This window comes from Streptomyces sp. ITFR-16, from assembly GCF_031844705.1.
Taxonomy (GTDB): Bacteria; Actinomycetota; Actinomycetes; order Streptomycetales; family Streptomycetaceae; genus Streptomyces.
On record NZ_CP134609.1, the window covers coordinates 4,230,928 to 4,248,219 of the forward strand.

A 17,292-nucleotide genomic window follows, 5' to 3' on the forward strand; every position below is an offset into this window, starting at 1 on the left:
TCCACCGACAAGGACCTTTCGTGAGCCGGACCATCCTTGATGTGCACATCCTCCAGACCGTCCCGCCGAGCAACTTGAACCGGGACGACACAGGATCACCGAAGACCGCCGTGTACGGGGGCGTACGGCGCTCGCGCGTCTCCAGCCAGGCGTGGAAACGGGCCACTCGGCAGGCCTTCCGGGAGCTCCTGGACCCCCAGGAGCTGGGAGTGCGGACACGGAAGGTCGCCGAGGCGCTGGCCGAGCGCATGGTCGCCGAGGACGGGACGCTCAAGGACCAGCGGGAGAACGTCCTCGCGTTCGCCGCGCAGGCCGTCTTCGCGGCGACGGGATCGAAGATCGAGGCGCCCAAGCGGAAGGAGACCGCAGCCAAGGACGCCGTCAGGAACGGGGAGGAGGCGCCCGCGCCCGCCCCGGAGTCCTCGTATCTCCTGTTCCTGAGTGCCCGCCAGATCGACAGCCTCGCCGCCCTGGCTCTGGAGGGACTGCGGTCGGGGGACGACGCCAAGGAGTACTTCAAGGCCAAGCCGAGGAAGGATCGGGCCCGGGCCCTGGCCAACAGTGCCCATTCCGTGGACATCGCGCTCTTCGGCAGGATGGTCGCGGACACCGCCGACATCAATGTGGATGCCGCCGCTCAGGTCGCCCACGCAATCGGCGTGCACGCGGTGGAGACCGAATCGGACTACTTCACCGCGGTGGACGACCGGAACGCCGCCGATGAGTCCGGGGCGGGGATGATCGGTGTCGTCGACTTCAACTCGAGCACGCTGTACCGCTACGCCGCGCTCGACGTGGACCATCTGCGAGACAACCTGGGCTCAGGGCTGGACGACGAGAAGCCCGGAACCACTCCGGTCAGGCGGGCGGTCGAGGCATTCCTGGAGGGATTCATCACCTCTCTGCCCACCGGAAAGATCAACACCTTCGGGAACCACACGCTTCCCGACGCGGTCGTGGTGAAGCTGCGTACGTCCCGGCCGATCAGCTTCGTAGGAGCCTTCGAGACGCCCGTTGTCGCGACGGGTGCCGGCGGTCATGTGGAGGGGGCCTGCCGGGCGCTCGCCTCGTTCGTGCCCGGCGTGGAGGGGGCGTACGGCGCGGACAAGGACACGAGTACCTGGGTGGTACGTGTCGGCCCGGCCACCGACGCGTTGTCCGGCCTCGGTCTCGAGGTCACGCTCTCCCAACTGGTCGAGGCGGTCGGCGCTGCCGTCGGGGACCGTATGGGCGGCGTGTGAATGAGCGTTCTGACTCTCCAGCTTGCCGGACCGCTTCAGGCCTGGGGGTCGGCGGCCCGGTTCGCCCGCCGTACGACGGAGCCGGCGCCCACCAAGAGCGGAGTGGTGGGTCTTGTGGCGGCAGCGCTCGGACGGCGCCGGGACGAGGACGTTTCCGACCTGGCCGGGCTGCGCTTCGGCGTGCGCATCGACCAGCCAGGCACGCGGATCCGGGACTTTCAGACCGCCCACCATGATGATTCGGGCAAATCGATGCCGGTTTCGGAGCGGTTCTATGTGGCGGATGCCGTATTCCTCGCTGGGCTGGAGGGGGACCGAGGCCTGCTCGCGCAGGTGCGCGACGCGGTCCGTGCCCCGGTGTTCCTGCCGTTTCTGGGAAGGAGGTCCTGCCCGCCCGGCCGTGACATCGACCCGATCCTCCACGAGGGAGCCGCTCTGGCGGAGACCCTGGAGGGCCAGGAGTGGCGGGCGTCCGACTGGTACCAGAACCGGCGGCGCAACGACCCGACAGTCGATCTGACGCTGCTTCTCGAAGCCGTGCCGGGCGACGACTCAGCGGGGGAGCCCGCGGACGCGCTGCGGGACCAGCCGCTCAGTTTCGACCCCCGGCACCGGAGGTACGGGCTGCGCGGAGTGGTGGCGCGGACGGTGACGCTGCCGAACCCGCTGGCCGCGCAGGCGGGGCGACGGACAGCCCTTCCGCCTCACGATGCGGTGCAACACCTCACCCGGCTGAACAGGGACGGTGCCTGACATGTATCTCACGCGCTTTCGTCTCAACGCAGCGAGGACCGGCGCCCGACGGCTGCTGGCCTCGCCGCAGCGGCTCCACGCGGCGGTGATGTCGTCATTCCCCGAAACGCCGCCCAGCCCCGATGGCGGCCCGCGTGTCCTGTGGCGGCTCGACCGGGACTCCTCCGCCGAGGTGGTGCTGTACGTCGCCGGCCCCGCCAGGCCGGACCTGACGCACCTGGTGGAACAGGCGGGCTGGCCGACGTCGGAAGTCCAGGGCTGGTCGACGTACGACTACGGCAGCTTTCTGGCCGGCCTCACCGCCGACAGCACCTGGGCATTCCGGTTGACGGCCAATCCTGTGCACAGCATTCGACGCAAGGAAGGGGAGCCGACGAAGCGGACGGCGCATGTGACGCCCCGCCACCAGATCGAATGGCTGCTCAAGCAGCAGGAGTCCGGCGGATTCGCTGTCGTGGAGAAGGCTGTGGAGAAGCGACGGCTGGAGCGAGGCGACGAGCTCGAGCTGATCGTGGGCGGGGCCCGGAGCCTGTCGTTCAACAAGGGCCGCGCTCTGTCGGAGAGCAGGAACGCCGTGCGCATCACGGCGGTGACGTACCAGGGCCGACTCCGGGTGACTGACCCCGACGTCTTCCGTCGGAAGCTGGTGTCCGGGCTGGGCAAGGCGAAGGCGTACGGGTGTGGGCTGATGACGCTTGCTCCCGGGAGGTGAGTGCGGGCCATGACTTCTCCGTCGATCGGAGCGCGCAGGCTTTCCAGCCCCCGTGAGCTCAGCAGGGTCGGGGACCGGCTGTCCTTCGTCTATCTGGAACGGTGTGTGGTGCACCGGGACGCACATGCAATCACCGCCGAGGACGCGGAGGGTACGCGGCACATCCCGTCGGCCACCATCGGGACCCTCCTTCTCGGTCCTGGCACGCGTATCACGCATCAGGCGATGAGTGTTCTCGGTGAATGCGGTGCGGGTGTGGTCTGGGTGGGCGAACATGGCGTGCGCTTCTACGCGGGCGGGCGCGCGTTGACCCGCTCCTCCGCACTGGTCGAGGCCCAGGCCACGGCCTGGGCGAACCAACGGACCCGTCTCGCGGTGGCTCGGGACATGTACCGGCTCCGGTTCCCGGACGAGGACCCGGCAGGGCTGACCCGCCATGAACTGCTCGGACGCGAGGGCACGCGTGTCAAGGCTTGTTATCGCAAGGAGGCGGCCCGTACGGGTGTCCCGTGGCACGGGCGGCACTACACACCGGGCGACTTCGCGTCCGGCGACGCACCGAATCAGGCGATCACGGCGGCAGCCCAATGCATGTACGGCATCGCTCACGCGGTCGTGGCCGCCCTCGGCTGCGCGCCGGGCCTCGGCTTCGTCCACTCCGGCCACGAGCTGTCGTTCGTGCTGGACATCGCGGACCTCTACAAGACCGAGATCGGGATCCCGGTCGCCTTCGACGCGGCGGCCGGGGGCCCTGAGGACATCGGCTCCCGCACCCGCCGGGCGCTGCGGGACGCGGTCAACCGGCTCGGGCTGTTGGACCGTGTGGTGAGCGACATCAAGGAGCTGCTCAAGGCGGGCGGCGGGATCGGTGGCGCCGACGAGGACTCTCGCGACCGGGTGATGGTGCAGTCGGATCGCGGCGCGGAGCTGGGCGCCGGGCGGAATTACGACGAGGGAATCATCTGGTGACGGTCATCGTCCTCACCAACTGTCCGGTGGCCTTGCGCGGATTTCTCACCCGGTGGCTTCTGGAGATCTCTCCGGGTGTCTTCATCGGCGGCCCGTCCGCACGGGTGCGCCAGGCGCTGTGGACGGAGGTCCGCCAGTACGCCGGTCAGGGCCGGGCCCTCTTGGCGTACAGCGACAACAGCGAGCAGGGCTACGCGTTCGAGACGCACGACCACAAGTGGCACCCGGTGGACCACGAAGGCCTCACGTTGATCTTCCGCCCGAATGCCCGAGCGGCAGTAGGCGGACCACCGGCAAAAGGCTGGAGCAAGGCCGCGAAGCGGCGGCGGTTCGGTGGGCGGTGAGGGCATGCGGTGAGTTGCCCGACTCGCTGAAGCTGCTCGAATGCCGCCGGCTCACTGCATGAAGCCGCAGGTCGTGCGGCCTGCTCCCCGTGCACGCGGGACCCCCCAGGAACACGTGTGCCCGGCCGGTTGTGGAGCCGGCCGGGCACACGGTGGTCGTACGGAGGGGTGTCAGTCCGTGATTTCGATCTTGCCGTTCGGCGGGGTGGTCGTGTCCGGGGACGGGGCAGGCTCCGGCTTCGGGGATGTGGACTTCAGGTTCTTCAGGAGGGCGGCGAGGTCGACGCCCGTGGTGGAGCTGAGGAGTTCCATGCCCTGGGCGACGTTGTCCGTGACCGTGCGCGACAGCTGGCTCGCGCCGTCCGTCGAGATGACCGTCATCTTGTCGATCGCGCTCAGCGGCTCGGCCGCCTTGGCGACGACCTGCGGCAGGACCTCGACGAGCATCTGGAGGACGGCCGCGTCACCGTACTGCTTGAACGCGTCGGCCTTCTTCTGCATGGCCTCGGCCTCGGCCGCACCCCGGGCCGCGATGGCGGCGGCCTCGGACTCGCCCTCGATGCGCACGGCGTCGGCGAGCGCCGAGCGGTGCAGCTTCTCGCCCTGACCGGTCAGCCGGGACCGCTCGGCGTCCGCCTCGGCCTCCTTGACCTGGGCGATGCGGCGGGCCTCGGCCTCCTGCTCGGCCTGGTAGCGGGCGGCGTCGGCGGGCTTGCGGACCTTGGTGTCGAGCTCGCGGTCGGTCAGCGCGGCCTGGCGCTCGGCGACCTTCTCCTGCTCCTGGAGGACTTCCTGCTGGCGGGCGGCCTCGGCGAGCGGGCCGGCGGCGTTGGCCTTGGCGGCGGCCGCTTCCGTCTCGGCCTTGATCTCGGCCTGCTTGAGGTAGAAGGTCCGCTCGGCGATGGCGATTTCCTCGGCGGCCTTCAGCCGGGCCTGCTCCGAGGCGCGGCGGGCGATCGCCTCGGCGATGTCCGCCTCCTGCTTGGCGCGGGCGGCCTCGGGGCGGCCGAGGTCCTCCAGATAGGAGCCCTCGGTGGTGATGTCCTGGATCTGGAAGGCGTCCAGGATCAGGCCCTGGCCGGACAGGCTCGCCTCGGCCTCCTCCGCCACCTGGCCGGCGAACGCGGCCCGGTCGCGGATGATGTCCTCGACCGACATCCGGCCGACGATGGCGCGCAGCGCGCCGGAGAGCACTTCCTGGGTGAAGCCGACGATGCCGTCCTGCTGCTGGAGGAAGCGCTGGGCGGCGGCCCGGATCGCGTCCTCGCTGCCGCCGACCTTGACGATCGCGACGCCTTCGAGGTTGGACTTGACCCCGCGCAGGGTGACGGCACCGCGCACCGCGACCGGGATGTGCCGGCTGGAGAGGTCGAGGGTGAACTTCTGCTGGACGAAGGGGACGACGAAGACGCCGCCGCCGACGACGACCTTCTGGCCGCTGTTGTCGATGCTGGCCCGGCCGGTCACCGGATCGACGGACTTCTTGCCGCGGCGGCCCGTGATGATGAACGCCTGGCTGGGGCCCGCGACCTTGTAGCGGGTGATGACCGCGAGGGCGAGCAGGACGAGGAGTACGACGACTCCGACGATGGCGATGACTACTGGACTCATAAGGGTGTCCCCCTCTGCCTCCCGACGGGGACGGCAGTTCTGTGGCGAGCGGTGATGGAACGGCGTGCGTCTACCGGGTCAGCGTTCGACGGGACGGACCGAGACCGAGGTGCTGGAGAGCGTGGCCTCGACCCAGATCTCGGTGCCGCGTGCCACCGGCACCCCGCTGCGCGCCGACAGCTTCACGAGCTGCCCGCCGAGCCGCAGCAGCACCTCCCCGTAGCCGCCGGCCGGAATGGCCGTGACCACGGATCCCGAGGTGCCGACGAGATCCTCGTCGCGCGGGGTGGCGTCGGTCTGGTCCCGCATCAGGGCCCGGCTGAGCTTCCAGGTCAGTACGGCGGCCACCAGCCCGGCGAGCGCGCCCACCCCGGTGGCGGCGATCGTGCCGACACCCGTCGTGCCGAGCACGATGGCGCCGCCGAAACCGAGCATCGAAATGAAGCCGGCGATCACGGGAAGGGAGAGCAGGCCGTCGAAGAGGCCGTCCAGCACACCCCCGAAGAGTCCTTCGAGGATGCCGTCGAAGACCAGGGACAGCGCGAGCAGCACGACCCCCGCAATTCCGAGACCGAGAAACAAGGTCACGTGATCACCCCTCCCGGTCTGCGGAATCCCCCGAACATTTCCGTCGAACTGGCTGGATGATCCCATACCTGCCGGACCGGCGACACTGCCGGGTTCCGGCAGTCTTTTACTTGTTCTTGATGCCGGTGAGGTGATCCGCCAGGGTGTCCAGGGACTGGAACGTGGCGCCGAGCAGCGCCACGTGCTTCCACCGCAGTACCCCTTCGGCGTCGATCAGGAAGACCGCACGCCGTACGCCGATGCCGGGCGCCGCGATCCCGAAGGCCCGGGCGGTCTCCCGGCCGGGGTCGGCCAGCAGCGGCATGCGCAGCCCGTGGGTGCGGGCGAACGACTCGTGGCTGTCCACATCCTGGGGACTGATGCCCCAGACCTCCGCGTCCAGCTCCTCGAACCGCTCCATGCCGGAGGAGTACGAGCACAGCTGCTTGGTGCACACGGCGGTGTTGTCGCCCGGGTAGAAGGCGAGGACGAGGGCCCGTCCGCGCGCGGCGGACAGCGTGTAGTCGCGGCGTTCGAAGGCGTCCCCCTCGAGCGCGCCTCCCGCGAGGGTGAAGTCCTGGACCTTGCTGCCGAGCTGCGGTGACGATCCCATGGCGTGTCCTTCGGGGTCCGGCGCTGTGGCGGTGGTGCTGCCCGTGTTTCCGTACAGCATGCTCCGGCCGCCGGGGCGCTCATGCACCGGGTCGCGGACCGGGCTCCGTCAGGAACAGGCCGAGAAGCAGGGCGAGTACGGGGATCGCGCACAGGATCGTGAACACGCCCTGCGGGCCGTACGCCTGGGCCGCCGCGCCGAGCGCCGGGGCGATCAGGCCGCCGACGGAGACGGCCGGTCCGAGCGTGACGCCGGCCGCGGTGCCGGGGCGGCCCGGCAGACAGTCCTGGCCGAGCTTGACCAGCACCGCGAAGGGGATGTTCAGCGCGAGGCCCGCCAGCACCGCGCACACAGCAGCGGCAGGAAGGTGCCCGGGGTCAGCCGCGGCGCGACCAGGGCCGGGTACGGCGACGAGGCCGCCGAACTGGACCGTCCTACGCGGCGGCCGGACCGGGCGGCGCGTAGTAGCCCAGGAACATGTCCACGCCGTGGGTGATCAGCCGCTCGGTGGCGTCGTCGTCGATCGTCGTGCCGTACGAGCCGAGGACCAGGTGCGGGAAGACCAGCAGCGCGTACAGCTGGACGATCGCCGTGTCCAGGTCGGTGATGACCAGCCGGCCCCGGTCCGCGAGCGCGCGCAGGGCGTCGGCCACGGCGGGGTGGTGGCCCTCGGGGCCGCTGCCGTGCCAGCCGTGCGCGAGTTCCGGGAAGCGGTGCAGTTCGGCGGCGACGAGGGTGCGCAGGGCGATCACCTCGGCGTTGCCCCGGACGGCGGCCACCCAGCCCCGGGCCGCGTCGACGAAGGCGGTCCGCAGGTCGGGGGCGTCGGCGAGCCCGGCGAGCGCCGTCGCGGACGCGCCGCCGAGCGGTTCGTCCAGCGCGCCCGCGATGACGGCGGTGAACAGCGCTTCCTTGCTGCCGAAGTGGTTGTAGACCGTCACCTTCGAGACGCCCGCCCCGGCGGCGATGGCGTCCATGCCGACCCCGAACCCGTCCCGGAGAAACGCCTCGCGGGCGGCCTTCACGATGGCCTGCCGCTTGGCCTCGGCGCGGGGTCCGGCGGGGCGGGGCTTGGTGTCCATGCGCCGATGCTAACAGCGACCTGAACTGAACAGTTGAGTTCAACTGAACTGGGCCGTACAGTTCAGTTCATGACCCATGACACCGCCTCTCCGCATCCGTCCGTTCCGCACACGGCCGCCCGGAACGCCTCCGGAGTGCTGCTCGCGCTCCTGTGCGCGGCCCAGTTCATGCTGGTGCTCGACGTCACCGTGGTGAACGTCGCGCTGCCCGGCATGGCCGCCGACCTGCACCTCGACCGCACCGCGCTGACCTGGGTGGTCACCGCGTACGCCCTCTGCTTCGGAGGGCTGATGCTGCTCGGCGGGCGCCTCGCCGACGCCCTCGGCGCCCGGCGCGTCCTGCTCGCCGGGCTGGCCGTCTTCACCGCCGCCTCGCTGGCCTCCGGTCTCGCGGGCAGCGCCGCGGTGCTGATCGGCGGCCGGGTCGCCCAGGGCGTGGGTGCCGCGCTGCTGTCACCGGCCGCCCTGGCGCTCGTCACCACGTCCTTCCACGGCCCGGCCCGCAACCGGGCCCTGGGCGTGTGGGCCGCGATCGGCGGCACGGGCTCCGCGCTCGGCGTGCTGGTGGGCGGAGCGCTGGCAGGCGGGCCCGGCTGGAGCTGGGTCTTCCACGTCAACGTGCCCGTCGGCCTCGCCCTGCTGGCCGTCCTCCCCCGCTACGTCCCCGCGCGGGCGCCGAGGCCCTCGGCCCGGCTCGACGTCCCCGGGGCGGTCCTCGTCACCGGGGGCACCGGCGCGCTGATCTACGGACTGGTGCGGGCCGGGGACGGCGGATGGGGCGCGCCCGGCACGCTGCTTCCGCTGCTGGCCGCCGCGGTGCTGTACGCCGGGTTCGCGGCGGTCGAACGGGTGGCCCGGGAGCCGCTGATGGACCTGCGGATGTTCACCCGCAGGCCGGTGGTGGCCGGGGCGTTCCTGATGCTGATCGCCACCGGACTGCTGATCGCGTTCTTCTTCCTCGGCTCGGTCTACCTCCAGCACGGACGCGGCTACGGGGCGCTGCGCACCGGCCTCGTCTTCCTGCCGGTCGCGGTCGCCGTCGGTGCCGGCGCCCACCTGGGCTCGCGGCTCGTCTCCACGGCGGGCAGCCGGGCCACCGCCGTCGGCGGGATGGTGGTCGCCACCGCCGGCTGCGTCCCGCTGACCCGGCTCGGCGTGGACAGCGGGGTGTACGGGGTGCTGCTGCCGGGCCTCGCCGCGGCCGCGTTCGGGCTGGGGGCGGTGTTCGTCACCGCGACCACCACGGCGCTGGGCATGGTCGCGCACGAGGAGGCGGGGCTCGCGTCCGGCGTGGTCAACACCTTCCACGAGGTGGGCGGGGCGATCGGCGTCGCCGTGGTCTCCGCGGTGGCCGCCGCGGGCATCGGCGGCGCCCCGGGCTCGGTGGCCGGCTTCGCGGACGCGTTCCTGGTGTGCGCGGTGGCCGCGGGCGGCTGCGCGGCGGTGTCCGCGGTGCTGGTGCCCCGGGGGAGGCCGGAGACCGGGGGCGCGATGCCGGTCCACTGAGCGACGCGGTCGGCGGTGCTGGGGATGCGGGAGCGGGCCGGGCGGCCGAGGATGAAGGACCGGGCAGTCGGGCGGCCCGCGCCCTGCCCCAGGAGGTTCGCCTTGCCGGTCCACGCCGACCATCCGAGGTCGATCGACGAGACGGCGCTCGCCGCCGCGCTCGACGGCACGACTGCGGGCGTGGCCGTGTTCGACACCGACCTGCGCTACATCTACGTGAACCCGGCACTGGTGCGCCACAACGGCCTCCCGCCCGACGCACATCTGGGCCGCCGCCCCAGCGAGGTCATGCCCGACATCGACGCCCGCGAGGACCTCATGCGCGCCGTCCTCACCGACGGCCGGGCGCGCGAGATCACCTCCAGCGGCCGGCTGCCCGCCGAGTCCGGCACCGCCCGCTGCTACTGGCACGGGGCCTACCACCGGCTGGAGGTGGGCGGCCGGATCGTCGGCGTCGTCGGGATCGTGCTGGAGGTCATGGCGTCCGACGACGAACAGCACCGGCTCGCCCAGGCCCAGCGCCACCTGAGCCTCCTGGACAGCGCGAACACCCGCATCGGCACCACGCTCGACATGGACACCACCTGCGCCGAGCTGACCGACCTCGTCGTCCCCGGCCTCGCCGACGTCGCCACCGTCGAGGTCTTCCCGCCCGACGTCGCCCCGCCGGTGCGCCCCGCACCGCCCGACGTCGTCCGGATGCGGCGTGCGGCGATCTCGTCGGTGCGCGGGCTGAGCCGGGGGATCGAGCAGTTCGGGGTGGCCGGCGACTACATCGACTACCAGGAGGACGCGGCCGTGCCGCGCTGCCTGGTCTCCAACCAGCCGGTCGTGGAGAACCTCACCGGCGACGAGCTGCTGAGCCGGGCCGCGCCCAACCCGGAGCGGGTCGCCGCCTACCGGGAGCTCGGCCTGCACTCGGCGATCGCCGTGCCCATCGCCGTACGAGGGGCCCCGATCGGCGTGCTCGGCCTGCTCAGGGCCGGCGGCTCGCCCGTCTTCACGGACGACGACGTGGTGGTCGCCCGCGAGCTGGCCGTACGGGCGGCCGTCCACCTCGACCACGCGCGCCGCTTCACCCATGAGCACACCATCGCCCTGGAGCTCCAGCGCTCGCTGCTCTCCGAGCCGCGTCCGCCGCACCCGCACATCGAGGTCGCCACCCGCTATCTGCCGGCCGACCGCAGCGTGCTGGTGGGCGGCGACTGGTTCGACGTCATCCCGCTGCCCGACGGCCGCCACCTCAAGGCGATGGGCGATGTCATGGGCCACGGGGTGGAGGCCGCCGTCGCGATGAGCCACTACCGCTCGCTGCTGCGGCTGCTGGCCGACGAGGAGCTGCCGCCGCACCGCATCCTGGAGCAGCTGGACCGGATGGTGGAGCGCTCCGGGCTCGACCGGGCGGCGACCTGTCTGCTCGCCGTGGTCGACCGCTCGGGCGCGGTGTGCGAGGTGGCGAGCGCGGGCCATCTGCCGCCGGTGTTCATCGACCCCGCGGCCGGCACCCGGCTCGCCGCCGTGTCGGCGGGCCCGCCGCTCGGCACCGGGTACGGCGGCTACCGGACCACGGTGGTGGAGTGCGGTCCCGGCACCGTGCTGTTCATGTACACCGACGGTCTGGTGGAGCGGCGCGGCGAGGACATCGACGTGTCCGTCGCCCGGCTGGCGGGCCTGACCCTGCCGGAGAGCGGCGATCTGGAGGAGCTGCTGGACGCGGTCCTCGACCGCTTCGGACCGGGTGCCGAGGACGACATCGCGGTGATGGCCTCCCGCACCCGGACGGAACCGGACGGCGCGACGCCCTGACGGATCAGCCCAGTTCGAGGCTGGTGATGCCGTAGAGCCCGCCGAGGTCCGTCTCCGGCACCGGGCCGGCGTACATCCGGGCGGTCTCGAAGGTCGGGGTGAGCCCCAGCTTCTCGGCCAGCCGCACCGCCGCCGGGTTGGCGTCGGGCACGTCCACGGCGACGGGCGTGGCGGGTTCGGTGGCCGCGAGCGCGCTCACCAGGGACGCGGCGATCTCCGGCGTGGCCGCGTACAGCGGGCCGATGCGCGAGGACGTACGGCAGGCCCGCAGCACCCCGAGCCCCCGCACCTCGCCCTCCCGCAGCGCGGCGTACGCGGTACGGCCGGGCGTGGTGGTCCAGGCCGCCAGGAAGCTGTCGCGCTCCTCCGGGAAGAACCGCCGGTCGTACGCGGTCACCTGACCGAAGGGCAGCGTCCGCACGTCGACCAGGGTGACCCCCTCCGGCGGCGTCACGTCCACCGGGGCGAGCCCCTCGTACCGCATGTTCGTCCAGGCCGGAATGAAGCCGGACCTGCGGTAGTTGGGCTGCTGCTCGACCACGCCGTCGAGGCCGGTGGTGCGTCCGGCCAGCCGTGCCGTCCCGGCCGCCCAGAGCCGGGTCCCGTAGCCCTGGCCGCGCAGCTCGGGGCGGGTCAGGTAGAAGCCGAGGAAGCCGAAGCGGGAGCCGTAACGGACCACGGAGACACAGGAGACGGGCGTTCCGTCGAGCCGGCCGATCAGGAAACCGCACGGATCGGCGGCGAAGAACGCCTGACCGTCGGTCAGACCCGGGTTCCAGCCCTCGGCATGGGCCCAGTCCGCCATCATCCTGATGTCGTCCGCGCTTGCTGTGGTGATCTCGAATGTCTGCACGGACCCACCATGGACCTCCGGGCCCGGTCCGTTCAACGACACCCCGCACGGCTCACACGAACAGGAACGCGCCCGCCGTCGCCGCGCCGAGCGCCGTCCCCGCCGTGACCTGGCCGACCGTGTGGTAGCCGAGCGCCACCCGTGACCAGCAGACGGCGGCCGTCATCGCGTACGCGAGCAGCCACCACGGCGAGTGGACCGAGGCGAGCAGCGCGACCACGGCCGAGGCGACCGAGGCGTCCACCGAGATCTTCCAGAACGTGTTGACGGCCAGCAGGACGACGGTCATCGCCCAGAGCGCGAGCATCGCGGCCAGGATGCCGGTGGGGGCGCCGCCGAGCACCATGACAGCCGAACCGGTGCCGATGGAACCGAGGATGACGAAGAAGATCGGCGCCCGCTTGGTCCGGTCGACGACATGGCGGTCGCCCCAGGTGCCGCGCCCGCGCTCCCACTCGATGTACCCGGCGGGCACGATCCCGGCGCACAGGGCGCCCAGCAGCCCCCACAGCAGCCCGGTCCAGTGGCCGGACGCCGCGAGACCGATGCCGAGCATCCCGGCCAGCAGGAGGTTGCGCGGCTGGAAGACATCGGTCACCCGGCGCGCGGCGGCGTTGTCGGGACCGGCGTCCGCCGAGGGTCCCGTGGTGTCGGTGGTGCTCATGCCGGCTGCTCCTTGCCCGCCGCGGCGGATCGCAGTATCTGTCGGGCCCGTTCTGGGGTGACCGTGCGGTACGCGGCGGCCACCTTGACCAGCCGGGCGACCTCGCCGTCCTGGTCGGTCGCGTGCTGGGTGCCGACGGCCGCCGCGTCCCCGGCGGCCGCGCCCGCGCCGTGGGCCAGCAGGGCGGCCTTGATCCAGTACGCGTCGGCGAGCGGCCCGGTCCGCTCTTCGCCGGGGGCGTCCTCGGCGGCGGCGGTCCGCGCCGCCGGGAGCAGGGTGTCGGGCACGTAGTGGCGCAGCTTCTCCACCGCGTCGGCGATGTCCGCCGCCCAGCGGTCGATCCGCAGGTCGGCGGGGGTGTCGAAGCGGGTCAGCTCGCGCAGCAGCGGAGCCGGGCGCTCGAAGGGCTGGTCGGGGAAGGCCGTCATCAGCTCGTACCAGAGGGCGTGCAGCTTCGCCTGGGCCCGCCAGAGCGTGCTGCGGCGGCGGACGTTGGCCAGGGCGGGGATGGAGGCGCCGACCGCGAAGAAGGCGAACAGGACGACCTGGGCGGCCTCGGTGACCTCGTCGAAGCCCAGCGCGAAGGACTCGCTGGGGTGGTCGACGACGCTGGCCCAGAGGAACAGCGTCCGGCTGACCGTGTAGCCGACCCCGATGAACATCGCGAACGTCATCATCCCCAGCCCCACCCGCAGATGGCGCATCCCGGCGCTCGCGGTGGCCAGGGCCCACTGGTACGCGCAGACGGCGGAGGCCGCGCCGAGGTAGAGGTAGAACACGCTCATGTACAGCGTCGCGCCCCACTGCCCGGCGTGGTCGGCGACGAACCGGTCCGAGGGGACCGACCGGTCGACGACGGTGAAGAACAGCACGGTCAGCAGGACCAGCGTGGCGACGGACGCCTTGGCCGCCACCTGCTGGATCAGCCGGGCGAACCGGACGTGCCGGGGGATGTCACCGGTGTCGGCGTACTGGCCGTAGATCGCCACGATGTAGCTGAGAATGGCCAGAATCGCGACGGTCGCCGTGTAGTGCTTGATCAGTACCGAAAGGTCGGTGACCGGGCTGTCGTTGAGCCCGACGCGCACGACCCGGGTCTTGGTCCACAGGGCGAGGGCGAATCCCGCGTAACAGCCCCACAGCGCCCGGCGCCGCCGGTCCTCCTCGTCGCCCCACAGGGCGGCCGGCATGCGCCACAGGGCGACGGCTGTCATCAGGCCGGCTATCAGATAGCCGGCGAGGTCGAGGGGGGTCACGGCAGCAGGTCCTCGGGGTGGGGGAATCGGGGTGGGGGGGGCGGGCGGAACACGGTCGGGCGGTACGGACGGCGGTCCGGTGCTACGTACGGCGGAACAGGCCCCGCCGGCGGTGCGCGACCGGGCGGGAGAGCGAGTTGGCGAGCCGCCCCACCATGTCATCGCTCGTCACGTCGCGGGCCATCCGGGGGATGAGCGAGGCACCGAATTCGGCCATGCGTTCGTCGTGGGTGTCGTACTGCGCCCGCGCCTGCACGGCGTCCGGGCTCACCAGCGGGTCGGCGCCGACGACCCGGGCGATCAGGGAGGTGTCGAAGACGGGCAGCAGCCGCTGGAGCTGCTCCGCGTCCAGCGAGGTCCCGTGGTCGAACCATTCGTGGCACAGCTCGTGCAGGATGACGTGCTGGGTCTGGTACGCGGTGGGGCGGCGCCGGTAGAGCACGAAGCTGGTGTCCCCGGCCTTCAGCCGCAGCCCGCACGCGGTGTTGACGCGGGCGATCCGGTCGGGCATCTCGTGCAGCACGATGGTCCGGCCCCGCGCCGCCTCCATGTTCGCCACCAGACCGGCGACCGAGAACGGGGCGGGCAGCGGAAGCCCGGCGAGCCCGTCCTCGCACTCCCTGCGCAGCGCACGCATCGACATCCGCTAACCCCGCTGCTCGCCCTCGGCCGGCGGCTGCCGGTCCTGCGCGTCCCGGAGCAGGGCCAGCGCGAACTGCAGCAGCTCGGGCGGCAGTCCGTCCTCCGCGAGCCCCCGTCCGGCCATTCCGCTGATCTCACCGGTCCGCCGCTTGGCCAGGAACTGCAGCCCCGCCACGACGTCGTCGACGACCTCGGACTCCTCCTTGAAGAAGCGCCAGTCCACGCCGAAGCCGAGTCCGAGCGCCTTCAGGATCTCCTCGGACGGCTGGGTGACCTTGCCGGCCAGGATGTTGGAGAAGTAGCTGTGGGAGAGGGAGCCGCCGCGCTCCTTGACCAGCTCCGCGAAGAACCGTCCCGAGATCCTGCGGCCGGGGAAGGTCTTCTCGACCATGTACTCGACCTTCTGCCGCAACGTCCGCAGCTCCGGCGCGCGCTCATCGCCGTTGTCGTCCATCCGGCCCCCCCGTCCACGTCCACCGCCCGGGCCCCTGTCCGGTGCCGTACGGTGCTCGACTCGGTCAACGGGCTCGTACTGTAACCAACGCGGCGGCGCCGGCCGGGCGCGGGAGCCGCGGCGGAACACCGTACCGGGACGAAGCGGAACATCCGTGTCCGGGTGCCCGGAGCGGGCTTGCGCAAACACTCTACGTCACTGTTAACTCGAAAAAACACGGGCAGGGGACCACGAGGGGAGTCCCTTGCCCGTGAGGTCTTTCCCGGGCGCGGACGCGTCCTTCCGGGTGCGCACAGGGGTGTAGCCCTTCACGACGGGGGATGCGTGAAGGGCTACCCGTGCATTATGGCCCCCTGGCCAGGCCGCCATCAACTGACCGGCGGGTCAGTGTGCTTGCCCTTCCGGGCCCCCGGCTGCCGGGACCCGGCAGCCGGGGGGAACCGCACCGAGGGGCTGCCGGGGCGGCGGACCGGCCGGAATCAGATTATTTCCCCCCTCCGGCCAGGGAAATCTGTCGCGGCTATGCTAGAGACGATGGCTCGCACAATGAGAGATTCTCGTTCGGTCAACGAAGTCAGCGACACGCGGCAGGTGCACATGCCCCCCGATACCCCTCCGCAGGCCACTGACCGTCTCGACGACGACGACTACCCCGCCTACACCATGGGCCGCGCCGCGGAGATGATCGGCGCCACGCCCGGATTCCTCCGTGCGATCGGCGAGGCCCGCCTGATCACACCGCTGCGCTCGGAGGGCGGCCACCGCCGCTACTCCCGCTACCAGCTGCGCATCGCCGCCCGCGCCCGAGAACTGGTCGACGGCGGCACCCCGATCGAGGCCGCCTGCCGGATCGTGATCCTGGAGGACCAGCTCGAAGAGGCGCTCCGGCTGAACGAGGAACTGCGCCGCCCCACCCCCGGCCGCGACGCCTAGGGTCCGTCGCTCGCCCGCCCCGTGCTGCCCCGTTCGATCAGCCGGGGCAGCGGTACCTGGACCGTGTGCGCCGTGCCGCCGTCGAGCAGCGCGGTCAGCTCCCGGGCGGCGAGCCGGCCGAAGGCGACCGTGTCCCGGGACAGCGCGGTGAGCCACGGGGCGGTCAGCCGGCACAGCGCGGAGTCCTCCCACGACACCACCGACACGTCTTCCGGGACCCGCAGTCCGAGCCCGGCCGTGACCGCCACCCCGGCCGCCGCCATCACGTCGTTGTCGTAGACGAGCGCGGTCGGCGGATCCTTCTGCTCCAGCACCCGGCGGGTCACCGCCGCGCCCTCGGTGTCGGAGTAGTCCGTGGTCACCGAGCGGGCCCCGGTCAGCCCGTGCCGGTCGGCCTCGATGCGCAGGGACCGGATGCGCCGGTCGGTGTGCGCGAGCGAGGGCAGCCCGGCGATGTGCACGATGCGGCGGTGGCCCAGCTCGTGTAGCCGTCCGACGACCGCGGCCATGGCGCCCGCGTCGTCCGCGCGGACCTGGGAGAGGCCCGGGTGGGGGGCCGTGTCGCTGCCGGGGAGGGCGCCGATGACGACGCCGGGCAGGCCCAGTTCGTCCAGCAGGGCGACGCGCGGGTCGTCGGTGCGGGGGTCGACGACGAGCACCCCGTCCACCCGCCGCTCGGCCCACCAGCGCCGGTAGACCGCGCACTCCGCCGCCACGTCCTCCACCACCTGGAAGAGCAGCCCGAGCCGGCGCTCCGCCAGCACCTCCTGGATGCCGGAGATCAGCTGGAGGAAGAACGAGTCCACGCCCAGATTCGCCGCCGGGCGGGCGACGACGAGCCCCACCGTGGCCGCCCCCTCGCCCGACAGCGCGCGGGCCGCGGTGCTCGGATGCCAGCCCAGCTGTTCGGCGACGCGCCGGACGCGGTCACGGGTGATCTCCGAGACGCCCGGGCGGTTGTTGAGCGCGAAGGAGACGGCGCTCTCGGACACCCCGGCCCGCTGGGCGATGTCCTTCATGGTCGGCCGTCGCGCCGGCGTGCGCCGAGCCGTCGAAGTCTCCCCGGCCGGCGGCCTCTTCGGTGTCACCGGTGCCTCTTTCCGTGCGTTCCCTGTGGCGCCGACCGGTCGTCGGGTCCGCTCGCCCCCGTGGGCATCGTAGAGCGTCCCGGTCCATTGGTCGAGCGATGCGCGGCGCGAACTAATGCGCTTGAGTCATGTGCACCTAAAGCGCATTAGTCATTGATCAACAATGGGCCGGCGCACGCCTCTGAGCTGCACTTATGT

Annotated in this window: 19 protein-coding genes; 8 read left to right on the forward strand and 11 right to left on the reverse strand. The window is 72.0% G+C overall.

The features are described 5' to 3' along the window. Positions 1 to 20: 20 nt before the first annotated feature. The 5 genes from cas7e to cas2e are packed head-to-tail and all read left to right on the forward strand — an operon-like array spanning position 21 to position 4,019. Entirely contained in the window at positions 21 to 1,241 is a 1,221-nt protein-coding gene (gene cas7e / locus RLT58_RS18670) for a type I-E CRISPR-associated protein Cas7/Cse4/CasC (RefSeq protein ID WP_311311516.1), read from the forward strand. Further along, the gene (cas5e, locus tag RLT58_RS18675) at positions 1,242 to 1,994 is read left to right on the forward strand and encodes a type I-E CRISPR-associated protein Cas5/CasD (protein WP_311311517.1); all 753 of its coding nucleotides are present in this window, start codon (positions 1,242 to 1,244) and stop codon (positions 1,992 to 1,994) included. 1 nt (position 1,995) lies between these two features. Beyond that, positions 1,996 to 2,706: a type I-E CRISPR-associated protein Cas6/Cse3/CasE gene (gene cas6e / locus RLT58_RS18680; RefSeq protein ID WP_311311518.1), complete on the forward strand. Its 711-nt coding sequence runs from the start codon at positions 1,996 to 1,998 to the stop codon at positions 2,704 to 2,706. A 9-nt stretch (positions 2,707 to 2,715) separates the two neighbouring features. Then, a complete protein-coding gene (gene cas1e / locus RLT58_RS18685; protein WP_311311519.1) occupies positions 2,716 to 3,675 on the forward strand; it encodes a type I-E CRISPR-associated endonuclease Cas1e in 960 nt (319 codons plus the stop codon). After that, positions 3,672 to 4,019: a type I-E CRISPR-associated endoribonuclease Cas2e gene (gene cas2e, locus RLT58_RS18690; RefSeq protein ID WP_311311520.1), complete on the forward strand. Its 348-nt coding sequence runs from the start codon at positions 3,672 to 3,674 to the stop codon at positions 4,017 to 4,019. Before cas1e ends, cas2e begins: the two co-directional genes overlap by 4 nt. Positions 4,020 to 4,190: 171 nt before the next feature. On the opposite strand, the gene RLT58_RS18695 is transcribed toward cas2e, so the two are convergent. From RLT58_RS18695 to RLT58_RS18715, 5 genes are all read right to left on the reverse strand, one after another. Continuing rightward, positions 4,191 to 5,630, reverse strand: a complete 1,440-nt coding sequence (locus RLT58_RS18695) for a flotillin family protein (RefSeq protein WP_311311521.1) — start codon at positions 5,628 to 5,630, stop codon at positions 4,191 to 4,193. Between the two features lie 78 nt (positions 5,631 to 5,708). After that, entirely contained in the window at positions 5,709 to 6,218 is a 510-nt protein-coding gene (locus RLT58_RS18700; RefSeq protein ID WP_311311522.1) for an NfeD C-terminal domain-containing protein, read from the reverse strand. A gap of 106 nt (positions 6,219 to 6,324) precedes the next feature. Continuing rightward, entirely contained in the window at positions 6,325 to 6,810 is a 486-nt protein-coding gene (locus RLT58_RS18705) for a peroxiredoxin family protein (protein ID WP_311311523.1), read from the reverse strand. Between the two features lie 79 nt (positions 6,811 to 6,889). Beyond that, positions 6,890 to 7,153, reverse strand: a complete 264-nt coding sequence (locus tag RLT58_RS18710; protein WP_399131648.1) for a hypothetical protein — start codon at positions 7,151 to 7,153, stop codon at positions 6,890 to 6,892. Between the two features lie 91 nt (positions 7,154 to 7,244). Continuing rightward, positions 7,245 to 7,892: a TetR/AcrR family transcriptional regulator gene (locus RLT58_RS18715; protein WP_311311524.1), complete on the reverse strand. Its 648-nt coding sequence runs from the start codon at positions 7,890 to 7,892 to the stop codon at positions 7,245 to 7,247. Between the two features lie 69 nt (positions 7,893 to 7,961). On the opposite strand from RLT58_RS18715, the gene RLT58_RS18720 reads away from it, so the two are divergent. After that, positions 7,962 to 9,398, forward strand: a complete 1,437-nt coding sequence (locus RLT58_RS18720) for an MFS transporter (protein ID WP_311311525.1) — start codon at positions 7,962 to 7,964, stop codon at positions 9,396 to 9,398. A 102-nt stretch (positions 9,399 to 9,500) separates the two neighbouring features. Continuing rightward, positions 9,501 to 11,204, forward strand: coding sequence for a SpoIIE family protein phosphatase (locus RLT58_RS18725; protein WP_311311526.1), 1,704 nt, complete (start codon positions 9,501 to 9,503; stop codon positions 11,202 to 11,204). Between the two features lie 4 nt (positions 11,205 to 11,208). Here RLT58_RS18725 and RLT58_RS18730 read toward each other — a convergent pair whose 3' ends face one another. The 5 genes from RLT58_RS18730 to RLT58_RS18750 all read right to left on the reverse strand — a co-directional run bounded on the left by RLT58_RS18730 (position 11,209) and on the right by RLT58_RS18750 (position 15,073). Then, positions 11,209 to 12,057, reverse strand: a complete 849-nt coding sequence (locus RLT58_RS18730; RefSeq protein WP_311311527.1) for a GNAT family N-acetyltransferase — start codon at positions 12,055 to 12,057, stop codon at positions 11,209 to 11,211. A gap of 52 nt (positions 12,058 to 12,109) precedes the next feature. Next, complete coding sequence (locus RLT58_RS18735; protein ID WP_311311528.1) at positions 12,110 to 12,721, reverse strand: hypothetical protein; 612 nt, start codon at positions 12,719 to 12,721, stop codon at positions 12,110 to 12,112. Beyond that, positions 12,718 to 13,977 carry an MAB_1171c family putative transporter gene (locus RLT58_RS18740; protein WP_311311529.1) on the reverse strand — a complete coding sequence of 420 codons (1,260 nt, stop codon included), beginning with the start codon at positions 13,975 to 13,977 and terminating at the stop codon, positions 12,718 to 12,720. Before RLT58_RS18740 ends, RLT58_RS18735 begins: the two co-directional genes overlap by 4 nt. An 82-nt stretch (positions 13,978 to 14,059) precedes the next feature. Then, positions 14,060 to 14,620, reverse strand: a complete 561-nt coding sequence (locus tag RLT58_RS18745) for a toxin (protein WP_311311530.1) — start codon at positions 14,618 to 14,620, stop codon at positions 14,060 to 14,062. 3 nt (positions 14,621 to 14,623) lie between these two features. Continuing rightward, positions 14,624 to 15,073, reverse strand: coding sequence for a hypothetical protein (locus RLT58_RS18750; protein ID WP_311311531.1), 450 nt, complete (start codon positions 15,071 to 15,073; stop codon positions 14,624 to 14,626). Positions 15,074 to 15,670: 597 nt separating this feature from the next. Here RLT58_RS18750 and RLT58_RS18755 point away from each other — a divergent pair. Continuing rightward, positions 15,671 to 16,006 (forward strand): MerR family transcriptional regulator, encoded by a 336-nt coding sequence (locus RLT58_RS18755; protein WP_311311532.1) that lies wholly within the window; start codon positions 15,671 to 15,673, stop codon positions 16,004 to 16,006. Here RLT58_RS18755 and RLT58_RS18760 read toward each other — a convergent pair. Beyond that, positions 16,003 to 17,025 carry a LacI family DNA-binding transcriptional regulator gene (locus RLT58_RS18760; RefSeq protein WP_311311533.1) on the reverse strand — a complete coding sequence of 341 codons (1,023 nt, stop codon included), beginning with the start codon at positions 17,023 to 17,025 and terminating at the stop codon, positions 16,003 to 16,005. The two genes, RLT58_RS18755 and RLT58_RS18760, sit on opposite strands and share 4 nt — an antisense overlap. Positions 17,026 to 17,292 lie beyond the last annotated feature (267 nt).